Consider the following 19,212-nt stretch of genomic DNA (forward strand, 5'->3'; position numbering starts at 1 on the left):
CCGCCGCCCCGGCCTTGCCGTCAGGTCACGCCCGGAACGTGCACTTGTTCTCGTCGTCGGTCGCCGCGATCACCTCGAGGCTCTCGTTGGCGGCCGGAACCGGGGGCGACGATGTGAAGATGTCGTACTGGTTCCTGATCTGCGCCGCGGGGAGCGCGGTGATCGCGTACATCTCCATCATCATCTGATGGTCCTTGGCCCGGAAATAGCCCTCGCGGGTCTTCAGGAGGTCGAACTTCGCGCCCTTCTCGAAATGTTCGACGATCTTCACCGGATCGGTCGCGCGCGTCTCGGCGATCGCCTGCGCGACGATCTTGAGCGAGCAATAGTCGCCCCAGGCCTGGTTCTCCGGCATCCGGTTGTACTTCCGCTGGAAGCCGCTGACGAAGGACTTCGAGCCGGGCGTATCGATCAGGTGGTGCCAGACGACCGGCCAGATGCCGCCGAAATTGCCGCGGCCCGCGCCCCAGGCCAGCGCCGTGTCGAAGCCGAAGCCGGCGACCGGGAAGGTGAGGCCGAACTCGGCATATTGCTTGAGGAAGTTGGTGATCTGCGTGCCTGCGAGGTTGAGGCAGACCACGTCCGGGCGGGCCTGACGGATCTTCAGCAGGAAGGGCGAGAAGTCCGCAAGGTCGGTCGGGATCAGGTCGTCGCCGGCATGGTTGCCGCCATTCGCCGCCATGTAGCGCTTGGCGACGTTCAGGAGGTCGTGGCCGAAGGCATAGTCGGCCGTCAGCGAGTACCACCTCTTGCCCGAGACGAGGCCGTCGCGGATGAGCGAGCGGCCGACCGCCTTCACATACATCGAGTTCTGCGCCTCGATGTGGAACATGAATTTCTGGCAGTCGGAGCCGCGCAGCGCGTCCGAATTGGCGCCGGTGTTGATGAACAGCACCTTCTCGCGCTGGACGACCTGGGCGATGGCGAGGGCCGAAGCCGAGGAGATTTCGCCGAGCAGGGCGATGATCTTGTCGCGCTGGACGAGGCGCTCGGCCTTGGCGGAGGCCTGCTGCGGGTTGGGGCTGTCGTCGAGGATGAGCTCGATCCGCCGGCCGAGGACGCCGCCTGCGGCGTTGATCTCCTCCGCCGCAAGCTGGACCGCCTGGGCGGCATATTCGCCCAAAGGACCGAGGAAGCCGGTGCGGGGGGTGATGTGGCCGATCTTGATGGTTTCGGCCTGGGCATAGCTGATGGCGGGGGCGCCAATGGCGCCGAGCGCCGTGATGCCGGCCGACGCCTTCAGCACGGTGCGGCGGGACAGGCTCTTGTGGTCCGGGGTCGTATTGCCCGTCATGGGACGTCTCCTCGAGGTGCGTTTCCAGGCCCTGCGTCACACCGGCGGGCGCGTTGGCCGCTCCTCGCCGACGGCCAGCCGAAGCTTGCCGTGATCTGTGATCACAGTTAGGGTTTCTCATTGGCGGCGCTTTGTCCAGTCCCTTCGCAGGGGTGGCGGGCCGCCGGACAGAAAGGTCGCAGCCCGGAGCCCCGATGAGCGTCGCCGACGCCCTCACCACGATCGGCCCGCTGGAGCGGGAGACGCTCGGCGAGCGCGTCTATGGTCACCTGCGGGAGCTGCTGATGGCCGGCCGGCTGGCGCCGGGCGACAAGATCTCCCTTCGGGCGACGGCGCTGGCGCTCGGCACCAGCATGATGCCGGTGCGCGAGGCGGTGAGCCGGCTTGTGGCCGACCATGCGCTGGAGGTCACCCCGAACCGGGCCGTGCGCGTGCCGGTCATGTCTGTGGAGGGGTTCCGCGAACTGACCACCGTGCGCATCGCCATCGAGGGCTTCGCGGCGGAAACTGCCGCGGCGGCGGCCGGTAGCGAGGCCATCGCACGCATCGCGGCGCATGAGAGCGCCTTCCGGGCGCTCGGCGGCCAGCCGAACGCCGACCTGTCTGAGGCCGTACGCATCAACAAGGACCTGCATTTCGCCATTTACGAGGCGGCGGGCCTGCCGACTCTTGTCGAGATCATTGGTGCGCTTTGGCTCAAGGCTGGACCGGTGCTCAATCTCGATCTCGGCGCCAATCCGGATCGCCTGGCGCGGGGCGGGGCGATCCGGTTCCACGCCAACGCACTTGCCGCCATCACCCGGCGGGACGGTGCCGCGGCACGGGCGGCCATTGCCGCCGACATCCGCGGCGCGGCTGATTTCATCATCGGGCGTGGCGGCCTCGCGGCCGCCCGCGACAGGGCATAGGGAGAACGATCATGGATCTCGGCATCGGCGGGCTGCGTGTCCTGGTGACGGCTGGCGCGAACGGCATTGGTCGTGAGGTTGCGCGCGCCTTTGCCGAGGAGGGGGCCAAGGTCCATGTCTGCGACGTCGACCGGGAGGCGCTCACGGCGCTTGCGGCCACCGATCCCGGGATCTCGTCGTCTTGGTGCGACGTGGCCGACCGGAGCGCGGTCAAGGCGCTGTTCGACACCGCCATCGACCGGCTCGGCGGCCTCGACGTGCTCGTCAACAATGCCGGGATCGCCGGGCCCACGGGCCGTGTCGAGGAGATCAATCCCGAGGACTGGGACCGCTGCATCGAGGTCTGCCTCACCAGCCAGTTCAACTGCGCAAGGCTCGCCGTGCCGCATCTGAAGGGCAGCACCAACGCCTCGATCATCAATCTCGCCTCGGTCGCCGGGCGCTTCGGTTTCGCGCTGCGCACGCCCTATGCGGCGGCGAAATGGGGCGTCGTCGGCTTCACCAAGTCGCTCGCCATCGAGCTTGGCGAGTTCGGCATCCGCGTCAACGCCATCCTGCCGGGGCTCGTCGAGGGCGACAGGATCCGGCGGGTGCTGGAAGCCAAGGCCCAGTCGCGCGGCGTGTCCTTCCGCGAGATGGAGAACCAGGCGATGGCCTACACGTCGCTCAAGACCTTCGTCACGGCTCGTCAGCTCGCCGACCAGATGCTGTTCCTGGCATCCCCAAAGGGCCGGACCATCTCAGGCCAGGCCCTGTCGATCTGCGGCGACATGCAGATGCTGACCTGACGCCGGCGCGCTGTGGGGAGATGGGGGAGAGCCGCTCGGCGTCCGTCCTCAGCGGACCGAAAAGCCCCCAACAAAGCGCTGGTCGATCCAGTCCTTCCACCACCAGACCCACCGCCCCTCGACGGCAAACCCGTCCCCCCAGGCGGCAACGGCCCGACCATCGCCAGTGGACAGGATGGAGAGCGCCCGGCCCTGTGGCCGGTAGGCGATTGGCGGCTCCCCGCGGCTTCGCCGGCGCAGGTTTTGGGCAAGCACCGGACCTTGCCGCACGGCATAGACGCCCGCCTTCTCAAGCGGTTCACCCATCAGCTCGGCGCAGTCTCCCGCGGCGAAAACCGCGTCATCGCCGGTGCAGGCAAGCGTGCTGCGGACCATTACCGATCCATCCGCCGAGAGAGGGAGATCCGTTCCTGCGAGCCAGGGCTGTCCCCTGGCCGCGGTCGCCATGATCGTCAGGTCCGCGGCGATCCACCGGCCATCGTGATCCCTTGCGCCATCCGGGTGGACCTCATCGATCCGACAGGGCGACAGGACCTCGATGTTCTTGCGCGCCAGAATCATCGCCAATTTGCTCCTGGCGCGATGATTGAGGCGGGGGACAAGGCCGCGACCCGTCGCGATGCCGATCCAGGGCTGGCGCGCGCCGCGGGTGAGCCGAGCCCGCAAGGCAAGGGCGATCTCGACTCCCGCAGGTCCGCCCCCGACCACCAGAATGCGACCGGGACCCGTCGGCGCTCCTGCTCCACCAAACGCCTCATCCAGCTTCGCAAGGAGGCTTCCGATCGGCTTGAGCGCCAGCGCATACCGGTCCGCCCCCCTGACGGACGAGCGGTCGGGCGTGATGCCGATGTTCAGCGAGAGCGTGTCGTAGGGAACAAGGCTTCCATCCGCGAGGACAACCCTGCGGCCTGTCCTGTCGATGCCGACCGCGGCCTGAGGCACGATGTCCGCCGCGCAGCGAGCAGCAAGGCCCTGGAGGTCGATATGCATGGCCGCGCGCGTATAGAGACCGGCAATGTGCCCCGGCAGCATGCCCGAATAGGGCGCTTCCAGGCGGTCGCTCACCAGCGTCAGCCTGACCCGCGGCTCGGGACGCTCCGCGAAAGCCCGAAGCACCAGGACATGGCTGTGGCCTCCGCCGATCAGAACGATGCGGTGGTCATCCATGCAACGGCCTGTCCGTGCTGACGGGCGTTCCACGAGTCGCCGCGCCCGAACGGGTCATGGATTGGATGCCTCCTCGGATCGGGAGAGCCATTTTCGCAGCGGAATCGCGACAAGCGACAGGAGAGCAAGGCCGCACAGGCCGATGATGATCTCAGGGGTGACGATGGATGCCGGCGACAGGGTCTCCCCGCGGTCGAGAACGGCACCGAGACCGGCACCGGTGACCGAGAAGACGGCCGTTGCCGGGATGATCCCGACAAAGGTCGTCGCCACATAGGTCCGCAGGGGCACGCCGATCAGGGCGGGGACGAGGTTCACCACGAAGAACGGGAACATGGGGACGAGACGGAGGACGAGCAGATAGGAGGCGGCATTGCGCCGGACGCCCGCCGCCATGGCGGCAGCGGCGGGGCCGAACCGCTCCAGGGCATCGGCGCCGAACATGGTGCGGGCGAAGAGAAAGATCAGCGTTGCGCCAAGGGTTGCGGCCACGACGGTGAACAAGGTGCCGGACAGGGCCCCGAACAGGAACCCGCCGGCGAGCGTGAGAAACACCGCGCCGGGGAGGGACACGGCAACCGCCGCCACATAGACCGCCATATAGGCGAGGGCGGCGCCGAGCGGATGCCCCGCGACCCAGTCCTGCAGCACTCCCCGGTGGGTCCGTAGCGTGTCCAGCGACAGCTGGTCCGCCAATCCCGACCACCTCAGCCCAACAAGCAGGCCAACGATCGCCACAGCGGCCCACAGGCGTTTGTCCCGCAGATGAGATCGCAGCGCCATGGTGCCGCCTAGGGAACGAGGCGCTGGATGAGGCCGACCAGCCGGCGGGTGGTCGGCCCGAACAGGCGCGGCGTGAAGTGGCTCCCCGCGGCGCGCTTCGAGATCTCCGACAGGGTGGGGTAGGGCAGGACCAGCCCCGCCATGGCGGCGAGCGGCAGGCGCTGCGAAATGGCCAGAGCCCACAGACCGATCAACTCGCCGGCGCCTGGGCCGACAATGGTCGCCCCGAGGATCCGCCCCCGACGGCCGACGATGATCTTGGCGAAGCCTTCGGTCTGGCGCTCGGTCTGGGCACGGTCATTGGCCGCGAAGGGCGATACCAGCACCTCGACGGCCTGACCCGCTTCGCGGGCGTCCTGCTCGGTCATCCCCACCTGGGCGAGTTCAGGGGCGGTGTAGGTCACCCGGGGCAGGGCGCGATAATCCACCTTGGCGGGGAGCAGAAACAGGGCGTTGCGGATGACAATGCCCGCCTGCTGGGATGCAGCATGGGTGAAAAGCGGTCCGCCAATGACGTCGCCGAGCGCGAAGATGCGTCGATTGCTGGTGCGCAGGCGCGCATCCACCGTAATGCCTCTGGCGCTGGTCGTGACCCCCGCATCCGCGAGGCCGAGGTCCTCGATGTTCGCCATGCGGCCTGTCGCAACGAGAAGATGCGTGCCGCTGATGACGCGCCCTGCATCAAGTTGAACCTCGACCCTCTCAGCGGTCCGGGCGACGGAGGCAACGCCCTCGTGCTCGATGATCGCGACACCCTCCGCCGTCAGCCTGTCTCGCACGACGGCCACGGCCTGTGGATCATCGCGGCAGAGGATGCTGTCCTTCTCGATGATGGTCACGACCGACCCGAGCCGCCGGAAGGCCTGCGCCATCTCCACGCCGATGGGCCCACCGCCGATGATGACGAGTGCGCCCGGCAAGGCCGTGAGCGCGAAGATCCTCTCGTTGGTGAGGAAACCGCTCTCTGCGAGCCCCGGTATGGCCGGGACGGCTGGCCGCGATCCGGTGGCGATCACGAAGCGTCGCGCTCTGATCCGTCGTCCCGCCGCATCAACCGTTTGCGGGTCGAGGAAGCGGGCAGGGGCCTTGATCACCTCTACCCCCAGGCCTGCGAAGCGCGCCTCGCTGTCGTGGGGGGCGATGGCGCCGATCACGCCGTGAATGTGGTCGTGCACCAGCCTGTGGTCGATGGATGCCGGGGCGAGCGCCACGCCGAAGGCCGGGCTGACCAGGGGCGCGCGAGCCTTTGCCGCGGCGGCAATGAGGGCCTTGGAGGGAACACATCCGGCGTTGAGACAGTCTCCGCCCATCTCGCCCTTCTCGATGAGGACGACTGCGGCCCCCATCTGCACCGCTCCGGCGGCGACGGAGAGGCCCGCTGACCCCGCACCGATGACGCAGATGTCGCAGACGAGATGGTCGCCACGCTGCACCGGTCGACGGGCCGTCGGGGGAGGAGCGGTTGCCTCTTGCATCAGATCTCAGACCCCCTTGGCCTTGCTTGCACGTCGGGACGTCCCTTGCGTGTCCGTTGGAGCGCCATCCTGCCACAGCTTGGCGCGATCGGCTGCAATCGCGACAGCCGCAGCCCGCTAAGGGGCATCATGGAAGAGCCGCGCCGCGTCGAGGCAGCGGCCTGCTGCCGTGACCACGCACATGGCCGCGAAGATCCAGGCGATCAAGGCAAAGCTCTGCGGAAAGAGGCACATCAGGCAAAACGCCGCAATCGTCTCGGTTCCTTCCGCCAGGCCTCCCGCGTGAAAGAAGCTCTTGGCGCCTCGTGCCGTGCTGGTCATCCCGCGCTTGGCGGCGATGGTCGCGAAGGCGAGGAAGCTTGTTCCAGACAGGAGAAAACTCGCGACGAGGACGAGCGCCGGCAAGGCGTTCGCAGCGTCGGCGACACCGAAGGCAACGGGGATGGCGGCATAGAATGCGAAATCCGCGATGATGTCGAAATAGCCGCCGAGATCGGTCGGGCCGCGCGCGCGGGCAACGGCGCCATCCAGCCCGTCAGCGATCCGCGACAGGGCGACGAGCAGGAGGCCGAGGGTGAAATGGCCTGCGGCAATCGCCACCGCTGCCATGAGGCCGAGGCCGAGACCGGTCGCCGTGATCGCGTTGGCGGTCGCTCCGCGATCCGCCAACCAGGCCCCTGCGCGGGTCAGCGGCGGATCGATGATGCGCCGCGCGAGTGGGTCCAGCATGCGACGATCTCCCGTTCCGCCGGCAGGGATATCGGCCAGACATGATGTCCAATGCCTTGGCCCTGCCGCCGCGGCCGCAAGCCTCGACCATACCACGGCAAAGGCCCATCAGTCAGCGCGCGGGACCGTCGGAGCAGCTCTCAGACCGGCGTCAACCGCGTGATGCGGCTCGGATTGACCTCGGCGAGGAAGAGGGTGCCGTCGGCGGTGCCCCAGATGCCGTGGGCGCCGTTCAGAACGGGACGGCAGGAGCCGACGAGGCGACCGTCGGCATCGTAGCGCGACAGCCGCGGCACCTGGTCGGTCACGAAGACGGACCCATCGGGAGCGCTCCAGACGTCCATGGCGCGCGGCAGGTCGGGCCAGGCGTCGAGCGGTTCTCCGTCCGCGGAGAAGACCTGGAGGCGGTCGTTTTCGCGGTCGGTCACCAGGACCCGCCCGTCTGCCGCCACCCAGACGCCGTGCGGCGTGCTGAATTCGCCCGGCGCCTTGCCACGCCGCCCGAAGCTTCCGACGAGGTCGCCCGCCGCCGAAAAATGCTGCACGCGCGAGGTCCCGTACCCGTCGGCGACGTAGAAGCTGCCATCGGCGGCGAAGGCGACGGACGAGGGGTGCGAGAAGGGTTCGCCCGGGCATTCCGGTGAGCCGATCGTTCGCATCGCCCGGCCATCGGTCCCGAAAAAGACCAGGCGATGGGCGTCACGGTCGACGACGACGACACGATCATCAGCGTCCACGGCCAGCATGTGGGCATCGAGGATGTCCGCGGCGCCGAAGGACCTGACGAAAGCGCCCTGCGGGTCCAGTTCGACGACGGGGTCTGCGGGTGCGTCCACCAGCGGATCGAGCCGCAGCAGCACGAAGACGTGGCCGCGGCTGTCGCAGGCAACGTCGCTGACCAGGGCGCGGCCGCGGTCGAAGTCACCGAAGGGGCGTTCGACCCGATATCGCTGCGGTCCCAGTGTCACGAAGAGGCGACGGTCGCCCGGTTCGGCGGTCATGGCGGCGCTCCTGATGGTCCGGCGGGGCTAGATCGAGGCCATCCGCTTCAGCCCCACCAGCCGGTCGCAGACGATGAGGGCGGCGATGGTGCCGAGGATGAGAAGGGCCGAGATGGCGGCAACCGTCGGGTCCGGCGACATCTCGACCTGGTTGAGGAGCTGGATCGGCAGCGTCTTGGTGCGCACGTCCACGAGGAAGATCGAGACGGGATAGTTGTCGAAAGAGGCGATGAAGGCGAAGAGCCCACCGCTGACGAAGCCCGGCAGAATGTTCGGCACCAGCACGGTCCACAGTGCCGCCGGATAGGAGCGGCCGAGCATGCGGGCGGCGTCCACCATGGCGAAGTCGAACAGCGACAGGCTCGCAAGCACCGTGCGCATGATGAAGGGCATGGTGATGACGACATGGGCGATCAGCAGGGTCGAGTAGGTGTCGCGCAGGCCGAAGTCGCGTGCCGCCTGGAGGAAGGCGATGCCGAGAACGAGGCCGGGCAGCATGAGCGGCGAGGCCATGAAGGTCGCCACTACCTTGGCGCCGGGGATCATGCCGCGCGTGATGGCGATGGCGCAGAGAGTGCCGAGCACCAGGGATATGGCGGTGGAGAGGGCGGCGATCTGCGTCGACAGCCAGACCGCCTGCAGCATCGAATCCGCGTTGGCGAGGGAGGCGTACCAGCGCAGCGAAAAGCCGGGCGGCGGGAAGGCGAAGACGGCCGAGGATGAGAATGACACCGTCAGCACGATCAGGATCGGCAGAAAGAGGAAGACGATGACAAAGCCGAGGACGAGGCGACAGAAGAGCGAGCCGAAAAGGGCCATGGGTCAGCGCCTCTCTCCGCCCGGCGTGCGGACGAGGTACGAGGACGCAAGGATCAGCGCTGCCGAGATGACCAGCATGATCACCGCCATGCTCGCCCCCAGCTGGAAGTCGCGGATGTTGAGATAGGCCTTGGCCATGACCTGCGACATGGTCATGAAGCGGTCGCCGACGAGCAGGCCCGGCGTCACATAGGCCGCCACCGAAATCGAGAAGACGAGCGTTCCGCCGGCAATGACGCCCGGCATGGTGAGCGGCAGGGTCACACGCAGGAAAGTGTGAACCGGGCCGGCGCCGAGCGAGGCGGAGGCGTCGAGCAGCCGCGGGTCCAGCATGCGCATGACCGAATAGAGCGGTAGGATCATGAAGGGCAGAAAGACGTTGACCATACCGAAATAGAGGCTGAATTCGGTGAAGACGAGCCGCATCGGCCGCTCGATGAAGCCGAGATTGACCAGCAGGAAATTGATGATGCCGTCGCGGCGCATCATGATGGTCAGGCCGAAGGTCTTGACGACAATCGACACCGTCAGCGGCAGGAAGATCAGCGCGAAGAGGATCACCTGCCACACGCCGCGGATGCGGGCGAGTGCCCAGGCGGCCGGATAGCCCACCGCGAGGCAAACGGCTGTCGTGATACAGGCGAGCTGCAGCGAGTTGCCGATGATGCCGATGTAGTAGGGATCGCCGAGCACCTTGCGGTAGCCGGCGAGGCTGAGGCCGTCGCGGTCGACGAAGCTGTCACCGATCAGCATCAGCACGGGCACCGCGAAGGCGAGGCCCATGAAGATGAGCCCCGGCGCGGCGATGAGCGCCTTGGCGTCGAAGGACCAGCGCGCGGGTTTCGCCGTCGACGCCACCGCTAGGTCGTCCCGGGCGAGGGTCATCGGTCGTCACCGGCCGGTGCGGGAAAGACGCGGCTGTCGTCAACGCGCCAGCGCACCGTCATCTCGACGCCGGGCGACACGGTATCGGGCAGGCGGTTGAGCTCGACGTGGAGGCGGTCGTCGTCCTGCGCGGTGCGGAAGTGGAGGAGGGTGCGCGAGCCGAAATAGATGACCTCGGCGACGGTCCCCCGCACGGTGTTGTATTCGCCGGCCGGCCCCTCGCCCGCGGCGATCGCTTCCGGCCTGACGCCGACGACGACCTTGCTGCCGCTGAGAAAATGCCCCGGTGCCCGGATCAGGCCGAAGGGCGTGTCGATCTCGACAAGGCCGTCGCGCCCGCCCGTCACCACGCCGCCGATTCGGCTCGACTGCCCCACGAACTCCATCGTGTAGAGCGATTTCGGCCGGGCATAGACCTCCGACGGGGTGCCGAGATGCTCGATCCGTCCCTCGTTCATCACCGCGATGCGGTCGCTCATGACCAGCGCTTCGTCCTGGTCGTGGGTGACGAAGATCGAGGTGATGCCGAGGTCGCGCAGAATGTGGCGCAGCTCGATCTGCATGGTCTCGCGCAGCTTGCGGTCGAGGGCCGAGAAGGGCTCGTCGAGGAGGAGGAGGCTGGGCTCCACCACCACCGCGCGGGCGACAGCGATGCGCTGCTGCTGACCGCCGGAGAGCGCGGTGACGGCGCGGTCGGCAAAGGCCTCCATCCGGACGAGGCCGAGAGCGTCAGCCACCTTCTTCGCCTGCTCCGCCTTCGGCACGCCCTTGGCGCGCAGCCCATAGGCGATGTTCTCGGCGACGGTCAGATGCGGGAACAGCGCATAGTTCTGGAACACCACGCCGATGTTGCGCCGGTGGGCGGCGACCCGCGTGAGGTCGCGACCGCCCACCTCGATCGCGCCCTGATCGGGCGCGAGGAGGCCGGCAATCAGCCGCAGCAGCGTTGTCTTCCCGCAGCCCGAGGGGCCGAGGAGCGACACGAATTCGGCCCGGCCCACGGACAGGCTAAGGCTGTCGAGAACCGTGGCGGCCCCGAAACGCTTGGTGACGTTGGAGACCGCCAGGTAGCCCGGCTCATGCTGCGCCTCCGCCTCGGGCGGCAGGGCGGTTGCCTGCTGGCTCATCGCGAGGAGACTTCCCGCTCGAAGCGCTCGATCATGGCGTTGCGATTGTCGGCGAAATACTCCCAGTCCAGCGAGATCAGCTCGGGGAAAGTGATGCCCTGCGGCAGGACCGTCTTGGTGTTGGTGGGCTTCGACCAGAAGGTGCGGGCGATGAGGGCCTGGGTCTCCGGGTTCAGCATCTCGTTGATGAAGGCGATGCCGAGATCCTGGTTCGGACCGCCCTCGACGAGGGCAACGCCGGCGGGCATGGCGAGCACGCCCTCACGCGGCAGACCCTTGTCGACAGGCGCGCCCTGTGCCTTGCGGAAGAGCGTCGTGCGCGAATCCGGCGCCATGTAAAGGTCGCACTCGCCGGTCTCGAGCAGCTGCTGGGCCTGCGGCGCGTTGGACGAGACCTGGATGACGTTGGGCCGCAGCTCCTTGAGCCGCTCGATGCCCGCGCCCCAGTCCTTCAGTGCCTGGTCGAGGGGCTTCTTCGTGGCGTAGGAGGCGGCCGCCACGAGCGGCGCCACGGCCTGCGTGATGCGCATCGAGATCATGATGATGCGCTCGCGGAAACGGCGGTCCCAGGCGTCGTTGTAGGAGGGAAGCCCCTGCGGCAGCGCGCGGCTGTTGTAGGAGAAGGAGCACATGGGCTGGCACCAGTTCGCCCACATGGCGTCGCGCGGCTTGGCGCCGGCCGGAACGTCGGCAAGGTTGGTGATGTCTGCGGGAAGCTTGCGGATGACCTTCTCGCGCTCGGCGAGGACGAGGACCGGGTCGTCCATCATCGTCACCGTCATCGTTGGACGGGCCTTGTTGGCGCGGATCTTCTCGAGATTGATCAGCGAGTTGGTCCCCTCGAAGAGGATCTTCATGTTGTGCTTGCGCTCGATGACCGGGAACAGGATGTCGGTCAGGCCGGGGGACGCGGGCCCGCCGACGAAGATCTCACGCGTCTGGCCGCGGACGATGTTGGGAAAGCCGGTGACAGCCAGGAGCGAACCAGCGGCGAATGCACGGCGCGACATGCGGGTCGGGGAGGCCATTCTGCGTCATCCTTGCACGGGGGCGCGGCGTTGCGCTCGGCCTTGGGGCTGGCAAGGGACGTGCCAGCCGGGCCGGACGTGACGTAAAGTCAGGTGAGCTTGCCCTCAACCGCGTTGAACGGTGTCGGGAAGCGCTGGAGGGGCGCGATCATCGGGTAGGGCTGGCGCGCGATGAAGCGGCCGCCACCGGCAGCGCCAACGACGGTCTCGCCGTCGAAGATCGGTTTGCCGCGCAGGAAGGTGGCGACCGGATAGCCCTGCGTCCGATAGCCCTCATAGGGCGTATAGTCGCCGCCGTGGTGCATCAGCGCATTGGTCAGGGTGACCGCCTTGTGCGGGTCCCAGAGGATGAAATCGGCATCGCTGCCGACAGCCAGGCTGCCCTTCTGGGGGAAGAGCCCGAACAGCTTGGCCGGATTGGTGCTGGTGAGGCGGACGAAGGTCGGCAGGTCGATGCGGCCTTTCGAGACTCCCTCGGTGAAAAGGACGGGCAGCCGTGCCGCGAGGCCCGGAATACCGTTCGGCACCTTGTTGAAGGGGGCGGGGTCGCCCGCGAACTTCTTGCCCTTGGGATCGTCGAAGCGGGTCGGTGAATGGTCCGAAGAGACCACCTCGATAACGCCGCGCTTCAGATAGCCCCAGAGCGCGTCCTGGTCGGCCTCGGTACGGGCCGGCGGGCCGAAAATGTACTTGGCGCCCTCGAAACCCGGCCGGTCGAGATCCTCCGCGGTCAGCGTCAGATAGTGGACGCAGGTCTCGCCCCAGACCTTGAGGCCGCGGGCCTGCGCCCGGGCGATCTCCTCAGCCGACTGGGCCCCCGACACATGGAAGATCTGGATGGGGACGTCCAACGCCTCGGCGAGGCTGATGATCCTGTATACAGCTTCCCGCTCGGCGATCATCGGTTTGGCATATGCATGAAATTTAGGCGCCGTTAATTCGGCAGAGACCAGTTGTTCAGTTAGCCAGGCGATGAGGTCGTGGTTCTCCGCGTGGACGCAGACGAGCGCCTCGTTGCGGCGGGCGGCTGCCAGGGTCCGCAGCACCTGGCGATCGTCGAGGCGGACGCCGTCATAGGTCATGAAGACCTTCACCGAGCGGCAGCCTTCGGCGATCAGCTGCGGCAGCTCCACCTCCAGGACCTCGGGCGTCGGGTCGGTCACCGTGAGGTGGAAGGAATAGTCGACCCGCGCCTTCTGCGCCTTGATCCGGTAGTCCGCGGCGACGGCGGCCAGCGAGCCGCCCTTGGGCTGCCAGGCGAAGCAGACCACGGTGGTGGTGCCGCCGGCGGCAGCCGATGCGGTGCCGCTCTCCCAGCTGTCGCACATTTCCGGCCCGAGGCCGGTCTGCTCCAGATGGACGTGGGTATCGACCCCGCCGGGGAGGATCAGCATGCCCGATGCGTCGATGATCTCTGCGGCTGTCCCGAGATCGCTCCCGATGGCGGCGACCACACCGTCCTTGATGGCGAGGTCGGCCAGGAAGACGTCGCTGGCGGTCACGATCGTGCCGCCACGAACGATGCTGTCGTAGTCTGCCATGACGTCTGTCCTCTCGCCGCGACCTCGCGGGCGTGACGCAGGGTCAGCAACTTGCGTGCCGTCGATAGTGGAGGCGCGACGGTCACGGCCGCCGCCATCGCGGCAGCGGCCGTCAGGGCAGGGCGCGTGACGGAAGGGGCTGGTCTTACTGGACCACCAGCTTCAGTTCGGTGATGAGCGGCCGCACGCCGTCGGCCTGACGCCGCAGGACCGCGAGGAATTCCGCCGGTGTCGACCCGATGGGATCCGCCCCTAGGGCAATGAGCCGCGCCCGCAATTCCGGCTCCTGCATCGCCCGCTTCACCCCCGCCTCCAGCTTGTCGACGATGTCGTCCGGGGTCGCAGCCGGCGCGAAGAAGCCGTTCCAGCCCTGCATCTCCATGTTGGGGAAGCCGAGTTCGCGAACGGTCGGAACGTCGGGGAGGGCCGTCGGCCGGCTGCTCGACAGAGTCGCAAGCGGTCTCACCGCCCCCGACCGGATGAATTCCAGGGAGGTCGACAATTGGTCACCGCCGAGATGCAGGCGGCCGGCGATGAGTTCCTGCAGCAGTGGTGCGGCGCCGCGGAATGGGACGTGGTCGAGCTTCAAGCCGGAATCCCGCCGAAACACTTCCATGGCGAAGTTCATGACGCTGCCCGGGCCGGTCGACCCGTAAAGAGCGGATTCGCTGGACTGGCGGGCGGCCGTGACGAAGTCGGCGAGCGTGCCCGGCGGACCATTGGCGCGTCCAAGGACGATCATGGGCACATGGGCCGCCAGCGATACCGGCCGGAAATCGCGGAACATGTCGTGCGTCGCACGCCCGGCGATCTCGAGCGACACGCTGGTCGTGGAGAATGTCAGGTTGTGGAACAGCAGCGTGTAGCCGTCGGGCGTGGCCTTGGCGACCCGATCAGCCCCGAGGGAGCCGCCGGCGCCGCCGACGTTCTCCACCACGAAAGGCTGGCCCCAGTAAGTCTGGAGCCGTTCGCTCACCAGGCGTGCCAGGAGGTCCGTGGTGCCGCCTGCGGGGAAGGGCACGATGACCCTGACCGCCCGGTTGGGATAGGCCGTCTGGCCCATGGCGCGGCTTGCGGCCGCCACCGACATCAATCCACCCGCGACAAAGCTTCTGCGATCGACCCGCATTCTATCCTCCCTGGTGAGCAGCCCCTGTTCCGAGGCTTGCGCCCAGCCAATCACGAAAGCGGCTGGCCTTGAAGACATGCATTTTGCAATGTGCTGCGCGGGGGGCGGCGCAGGCCGCATCCGGTCCGCGCGACCGGTGTCCCCGTTGAAGGAGCAGAGGCGCCAACGGAAGCGGTCACCGTGCCGCGAAGGCGCCCACGCAAGAGGGTGGATGGATGACGATGATCGGAGTGGCCGGGCTCGGCCGGATGGGGGCGGCAATCGCCCAGCGCCTGATCGAGACAGGCGCGGGCGTGGTTGTCTGGAACCGCAGCGCGGAGAAATGCGAGGCCTTGCGCGCACGGGGGGCAACGGTCGCTCCGTCCCCGGCGGCCCTGGCGGCGCAATGCGACGTCATCATCACGATCCTGACCGACGCGCATGCGATCGAGGCCGTCTATCGCGGTCCCGATGGGCTGCTCTCGGCCGCGGTCTCGACCAGGCTGTTCATCGAGATGAGCACCGTTCGCCCGCAGACGGAGCAGGCGCTCGCGCGGGACGTTGCTGCCGCCGGAGCCGCTTTCGTGGAATGTCCGGTCGGCGGGACGGTCGGCCCGGCCCTCAAGGGGCAGTTGCTCGGCTTTGCCGGTGGCGAGGCCGCGGCAGTGGAACGGGCGCGGCCGGTGCTCGAGAAGCTGTGCCGCCGCTTCGACCATGTCGGCGATGTGGGCGCCGGCTCGAGCTTCAAGCTCGCCATCAACCTGCCGCTCGCCGTGTACTGGCAGGCGCTGGGAGAGGCCTACGCCCTCTGTGAGCATCTGCCCATCGACCGGGCCAGGATGATCGAGATCTTCCAGGAGACGTCGGGGGCACCGAATGTCCTGAAAGCGCGGGGCGCAACCGTGGCGGAGGCGCTCGGCGGCAAGTCCCTCGGCCCCGGCCTGTTCGACTGCGACGGGATGCGCAAGGACCTCAGCACGATGATCGCCGAAGCCGGGGCGCGCGGCTATCAGCTGCCAGTGGCCGCCTCAGCCCTTGCCGTCTTCGACGAGGCCAGTGCCGCAGGTTGGGGCGCCAGGGACTGCATGGAAATGCCGACCTACACGGTGAAGCGCAGGTCCTGACGGGGCCGCAGGTTCGGCACGGCTGGAGCCGCATCCCCGCCTCACGGGCGCCAGGCCTGGATCGCCTGGCGCCGCCCCCGCAGCAACGCGGCGCCTGTCGGATGCGCGACCTGTTGCCGGCTCAGTCGGTCTCACTGCAATGGTCGGCTCCCCTGCGCTTGGCGCAACCCCTATTTGGTTGCGTGCAATGACACTGCATCGCAGTCTGCCTGACGCAGCGTCAAAGAGGGTGTCGCCATGGCTTTCCCGGATCGTTCTCGCATCTCCCGTCGATCGCTCCTGAAGGCCTCCGCGGCTGGCGGGCTCGTCGCCACCACGGGCGGGATCAGCGCCACTTTCGGCCAGGGCGCGCCCGTCAACTTCACCTCCTGGTCTGCGGCCGTCGATCAGGTCCGCAGCCATGTCTCGGCCTTCGAGCGCGCGACCGGCCTGAAGGTGAACTACGAGAACTTCCCCTGGGCACAGTATCGCACCTCCGTGGTGACACGCCTGGTCGGCAATGCGCCGATGGACGTGCTCTGGGTGAGCGATGCCTGGCTGCCGGAATTCGCCGAGGCCGGCTGGCTCGCGACCATCGACGATGTGCCGGAGCTGATGAAGTACAACGCCGATGCCGCCCAGTTCTGCACCCAGTCGATGGTCTACAAGGGCAAGCAGTACGGCCTCGCCTATTACGGCGACCACATGTCCTTCATCTACAACACCGAAATCCTCCAGAAGGCGGGTATCACCACCCCGCCGACCAGCTGGGAGGAGGTCGTCCAGCAATCGCTGAAGATCAAGCAGTCCGGCGGGCCTGAATTCCCCATGCTGATGGCGCTTGGCATCGACACCTGGCTGATCGAGTTCATGAGCGCGCTCGTCTTCGCCCATGGCGGTCGCTTCGTCGATGCCTCCGGCAATGCCATCATGGCCGATGCGAACCGTGGCGTGGTGGAGGCGGTGAGCTGGGTGCGTGAGGCGATCCACACCCACAAGATCGTCTCGCCGGGTGCGGTTGAGACCACCGAGATCAATGCGCTTCGGGCGATGGGCGCGGGCCAGCACGCTTTCGCCATCGTGCCAACCTATCGCCTGCGCGCCCTCAACGACCCCTCCCAGGCCCCGGCCGCCGGGAAACTGCGTCCCGCACTGATGCCGAGGGGGCCGCGGGCGACCGCCAGCGCCACCTGCGGCTGGATCCGCTTCTACGGCATGACGCCCGGCGCCAAGGCCAATGCGGGTCGCCGGGCCAATGCGGTGAGGTTCATGGAGTTCTTCGGCGGCAAGGACACGACCGGTTCCTACACGTTGCAGAAGCTCCTCTTGACCGATGTCGGCCTTCCCTTCTGCACGACGCCACTTTCGGCGGATCCGGAGGTGCAGGCCTTCTGGACGCGCTGGGCCGGCGGCGGCGATGTCATCGCCCAGCAGGCCGCGACTGCCGTCAAGAAGGACGTTATCGCCCCCTGGTTCGGCGAGTGGAACGAGACCGCCAATGCGGCCTGGCAGTCGGTCTTCCTCAACCGGGCGACGCCCCAGGCCGCTGCCACAGCCATGGCCGCAAAATGGAAGGACCTGAAGGGCTGAGCGATGGCCGACACATGGGCTGATCGGCTCAGCCGCAAGGCCGGCTACGACGAGCGCAGCGCCGCGATCCTCATCCTGCCGGTCTTCGTCGTGCTGATGGTGGTCGCGCTCTATCCGATCATCTACTCGTTCTACACGAGCCTGTTCGATATCGTGCTGACCCGGCCCTGGCGCCGGCCCTTCGTCGGCTATGGCAACTATGCCCGCATCTTCCAGGACCCGATGTTCTGGGTCGCGGTGCAACGGACGACGGTCTACACGGTCGTCACCGTGTCGATCACCACGGTCTTCGCCCTGGTCGTCGCCCTGCTGCTGAACGAGGCCTTTCCGGGCCGGCGGCTGCTCTCGGCGCTGATCCTGCTGCCCTGGGCGACGCCGAGCATCGTCAACGGCCTGATGTGGAAGTGGATCTACGATCCGGGCTACGGGCTGCTCAACGGCATCCTCGTCCAGGTCGGCCTTCTGGAGAGCTACACGGTCTGGCTCGGCAATCCCGACCGCACCCTGTTCATGATCGCCAATGCGGCGATCTGGAAGCAGATGCCACTCGCCGCCATCCTGCTGCTGGTCTCGATGAAGGCGATCCCGCAGGATCTCTATCGCGCCGCGACCGTCGACGGCGCCAATGTCTTCCAGCGGTTCTGGCATGTGACCCTGCCGGCGCTGAAGCCCGGCCTGATGCTGGTGCTGGTCTACGAGACGATGATCTCGATCCGCCACTTCGACCTGTTCCTGATCATGACGCAGGGCGGACCGGGGGATGCCTCCTACACCCTGTCCTGGCAGATCTATGTCGAGACCTTCCGCAACCTGAAGTTCGGCATCGGCGCGGCGCTGTCCTATCTCCTGGCGATCGCGACCTTCGTTCTGTCCTACCTGTTCATCCGCGGCTTCGGATCCAAGTCATGAGCGCAGGACCGGTCATGGGCATGGCGTCGGACGGAGGACGGGGGGCGATGATGTGGCGGCGGGGCCTCCGCGCGCTGGTCATCACGGTCTTGTCGCTGCTGCTGGTCATCTATGTCGCCGGGCCGGTCGCGTGGCTCGTCTCCTCCTCGCTGCAGTCGGAATCCGACATCACCGCCGTGCCGCCGAACTGGCTCCCGCCGAAGGTGACCTTCGACAATTTCGAGGCGATCTTCGCCCCGCCGAAGCGCGAGGTGACCTATGAGACCCGCCGCCAGGGCGATCCCGCGACGGGTCGCTTCCTGCCCTCGGGTGCCGAGAACCTTTTGCCAGCCCTGTGGAACAGCTTCGCGGTGGGAATGCTGGTCGCGATCCTCAACCTCGTGGTTTCGATGACCGCCGCCTATGCCATCGCCGTCATTCACTTCAAGGGACGAAAGGCGGCCCTCTACACGATCCTGGTGACGCGGGTCATTCCGGACATCGCGTTGATCGTGCCGCTCTTCCTCGTCATGCGGCAGCTCGACCTCGTCAACACGCGCTTCGCCCTGGTCGTCACCTACCTCGCGGTGACCGTGCCCTTCACCATCTTCATCCTCATCTCCTATTTCGAGCAGATCCCGCGCGACCTCTACCGGGCGGCGCGCGCCGACGGCTGCTCGCACTGGCAGGCGCTGCGCTTCGTCTATCTGCCGCTGTCGTTGCCGGCGCTCGTCGCCTCGGTGATGTTCGCCTTCCTGACCAGCTGGAACGAGTTCATCTTCGCGCTGATCCTCACCCAGAACATCACGTCGCAGACCCTGCCGATCATCATTTCCGGCTTTGTGATGGACTTCACCACCAGTTTCTCGTTCATCAATGCGGCGGGCGTCATCGCCATTGTGCCGCCGGTCGTGCTCGCCATGATGTTCGAGCGCTACATCGTCTCCGGCCTGACCGCCGGGGCCGTGAAGGGTTAGG

At 67.3% G+C, this 19,212-nt stretch carries 18 protein-coding genes; 6 read left to right on the top strand and 12 right to left on the bottom strand.

What is annotated here, in order from left to right:
* Nucleotides 1–25: 25 nt before the first annotated feature.
* Nucleotides 26–1,294, bottom strand: a complete 1,269-nt coding sequence (locus O9344_RS12625; RefSeq protein ID WP_298477581.1) for an ABC transporter substrate-binding protein — start codon at nucleotides 1,292–1,294, stop codon at nucleotides 26–28.
* Between the two features lie 194 nt (nucleotides 1,295–1,488).
* Here O9344_RS12625 and O9344_RS12630 point away from each other — a divergent pair, with 194 nt between their 5' ends.
* Together O9344_RS12630 and O9344_RS12635 are read left to right on the top strand one after the other, a co-directional pair.
* Nucleotides 1,489–2,202, top strand: a complete 714-nt coding sequence (locus tag O9344_RS12630; RefSeq protein WP_298477587.1) for a GntR family transcriptional regulator — start codon at nucleotides 1,489–1,491, stop codon at nucleotides 2,200–2,202.
* A gap of 11 nt (nucleotides 2,203–2,213) precedes the next feature.
* Nucleotides 2,214–2,990 carry an SDR family oxidoreductase gene (locus O9344_RS12635; RefSeq protein WP_298477591.1) on the top strand — a complete coding sequence of 259 codons (777 nt, stop codon included), beginning with the start codon at nucleotides 2,214–2,216 and terminating at the stop codon, nucleotides 2,988–2,990.
* Nucleotides 2,991–3,038: 48 nt separating this feature from the next.
* Here the strand turns inward: O9344_RS12635 and O9344_RS12640 are convergent, their stop codons facing one another.
* The 11 genes from O9344_RS12640 to O9344_RS12690 all read right to left on the bottom strand — a co-directional run bounded on the left by O9344_RS12640 (nucleotide 3,039) and on the right by O9344_RS12690 (nucleotide 14,674).
* On the bottom strand, nucleotides 3,039–4,157 hold the full coding sequence (locus O9344_RS12640) for an FAD-dependent oxidoreductase (protein WP_298477594.1): 1,119 nt from the start codon (nucleotides 4,155–4,157) through the stop codon (nucleotides 3,039–3,041).
* Nucleotides 4,158–4,211: 54 nt separating this feature from the next.
* Complete coding sequence (locus O9344_RS12645; RefSeq protein WP_298477596.1) at nucleotides 4,212–4,853, bottom strand: VTT domain-containing protein; 642 nt, start codon at nucleotides 4,851–4,853, stop codon at nucleotides 4,212–4,214.
* 95 nt (nucleotides 4,854–4,948) lie between these two features.
* Nucleotides 4,949–6,373, bottom strand: coding sequence for an FAD-dependent oxidoreductase (locus O9344_RS12650; protein WP_298477599.1), 1,425 nt, complete (start codon nucleotides 6,371–6,373; stop codon nucleotides 4,949–4,951).
* Between the two features lie 159 nt (nucleotides 6,374–6,532).
* Complete coding sequence (locus tag O9344_RS12655) at nucleotides 6,533–7,144, bottom strand: CDP-alcohol phosphatidyltransferase family protein (RefSeq protein WP_298477602.1); 612 nt, start codon at nucleotides 7,142–7,144, stop codon at nucleotides 6,533–6,535.
* A gap of 140 nt (nucleotides 7,145–7,284) precedes the next feature.
* Nucleotides 7,285–8,145, bottom strand: a complete 861-nt coding sequence (locus tag O9344_RS12660; protein ID WP_298477605.1) for a hypothetical protein — start codon at nucleotides 8,143–8,145, stop codon at nucleotides 7,285–7,287.
* Between the two features lie 27 nt (nucleotides 8,146–8,172).
* A complete protein-coding gene (locus O9344_RS12665) occupies nucleotides 8,173–8,964 on the bottom strand; it encodes an ABC transporter permease (protein ID WP_298477608.1) in 792 nt (263 codons plus the stop codon).
* Between the two features lie 3 nt (nucleotides 8,965–8,967).
* On the bottom strand, nucleotides 8,968–9,849 hold the full coding sequence (locus tag O9344_RS12670; RefSeq protein WP_298477611.1) for an ABC transporter permease: 882 nt from the start codon (nucleotides 9,847–9,849) through the stop codon (nucleotides 8,968–8,970).
* Nucleotides 9,846–10,976, bottom strand: a complete 1,131-nt coding sequence (locus O9344_RS12675) for an ABC transporter ATP-binding protein (RefSeq protein ID WP_298477614.1) — start codon at nucleotides 10,974–10,976, stop codon at nucleotides 9,846–9,848. The genes O9344_RS12670 and O9344_RS12675 overlap by 4 nt, the downstream gene beginning before the upstream one ends.
* Complete coding sequence (locus tag O9344_RS12680) at nucleotides 10,973–12,004, bottom strand: extracellular solute-binding protein (protein ID WP_298477617.1); 1,032 nt, start codon at nucleotides 12,002–12,004, stop codon at nucleotides 10,973–10,975. The genes O9344_RS12675 and O9344_RS12680 overlap by 4 nt, the downstream gene beginning before the upstream one ends.
* A gap of 89 nt (nucleotides 12,005–12,093) precedes the next feature.
* Nucleotides 12,094–13,545 (bottom strand): dihydropyrimidinase, encoded by a 1,452-nt coding sequence (gene hydA, locus O9344_RS12685; protein ID WP_298477620.1) that lies wholly within the window; start codon nucleotides 13,543–13,545, stop codon nucleotides 12,094–12,096.
* 145 nt (nucleotides 13,546–13,690) lie between these two features.
* Nucleotides 13,691–14,674 (bottom strand): tripartite tricarboxylate transporter substrate binding protein, encoded by a 984-nt coding sequence (locus O9344_RS12690; protein WP_298477623.1) that lies wholly within the window; start codon nucleotides 14,672–14,674, stop codon nucleotides 13,691–13,693.
* Nucleotides 14,675–14,889: 215 nt separating this feature from the next.
* Between O9344_RS12690 and O9344_RS12695 the strand changes: the two genes are divergently transcribed.
* From O9344_RS12695 to O9344_RS12710, 4 genes are all read left to right on the top strand, one after another.
* Entirely contained in the window at nucleotides 14,890–15,777 is an 888-nt protein-coding gene (locus tag O9344_RS12695; protein ID WP_298477626.1) for an NAD(P)-dependent oxidoreductase, read from the top strand.
* 237 nt (nucleotides 15,778–16,014) lie between these two features.
* Entirely contained in the window at nucleotides 16,015–17,346 is a 1,332-nt protein-coding gene (locus O9344_RS12700) for an extracellular solute-binding protein (RefSeq protein WP_298477629.1), read from the top strand.
* A 3-nt stretch (nucleotides 17,347–17,349) separates the two neighbouring features.
* The gene (locus tag O9344_RS12705) at nucleotides 17,350–18,255 is read left to right on the top strand and encodes a sugar ABC transporter permease (RefSeq protein WP_298477632.1); all 906 of its coding nucleotides are present in this window, start codon (nucleotides 17,350–17,352) and stop codon (nucleotides 18,253–18,255) included.
* Nucleotides 18,252–19,211 carry a carbohydrate ABC transporter permease gene (locus tag O9344_RS12710; RefSeq protein WP_298477635.1) on the top strand — a complete coding sequence of 320 codons (960 nt, stop codon included), beginning with the start codon at nucleotides 18,252–18,254 and terminating at the stop codon, nucleotides 19,209–19,211. The genes O9344_RS12705 and O9344_RS12710 overlap by 4 nt, the downstream gene beginning before the upstream one ends.
* Nucleotide 19,212 lies beyond the last annotated feature (1 nt).

The sequence above is a fragment of the Phreatobacter sp. genome, from assembly GCF_027532945.1.
Taxonomy (GTDB): Bacteria; Pseudomonadota; Alphaproteobacteria; order Rhizobiales; family Phreatobacteraceae; genus Phreatobacter.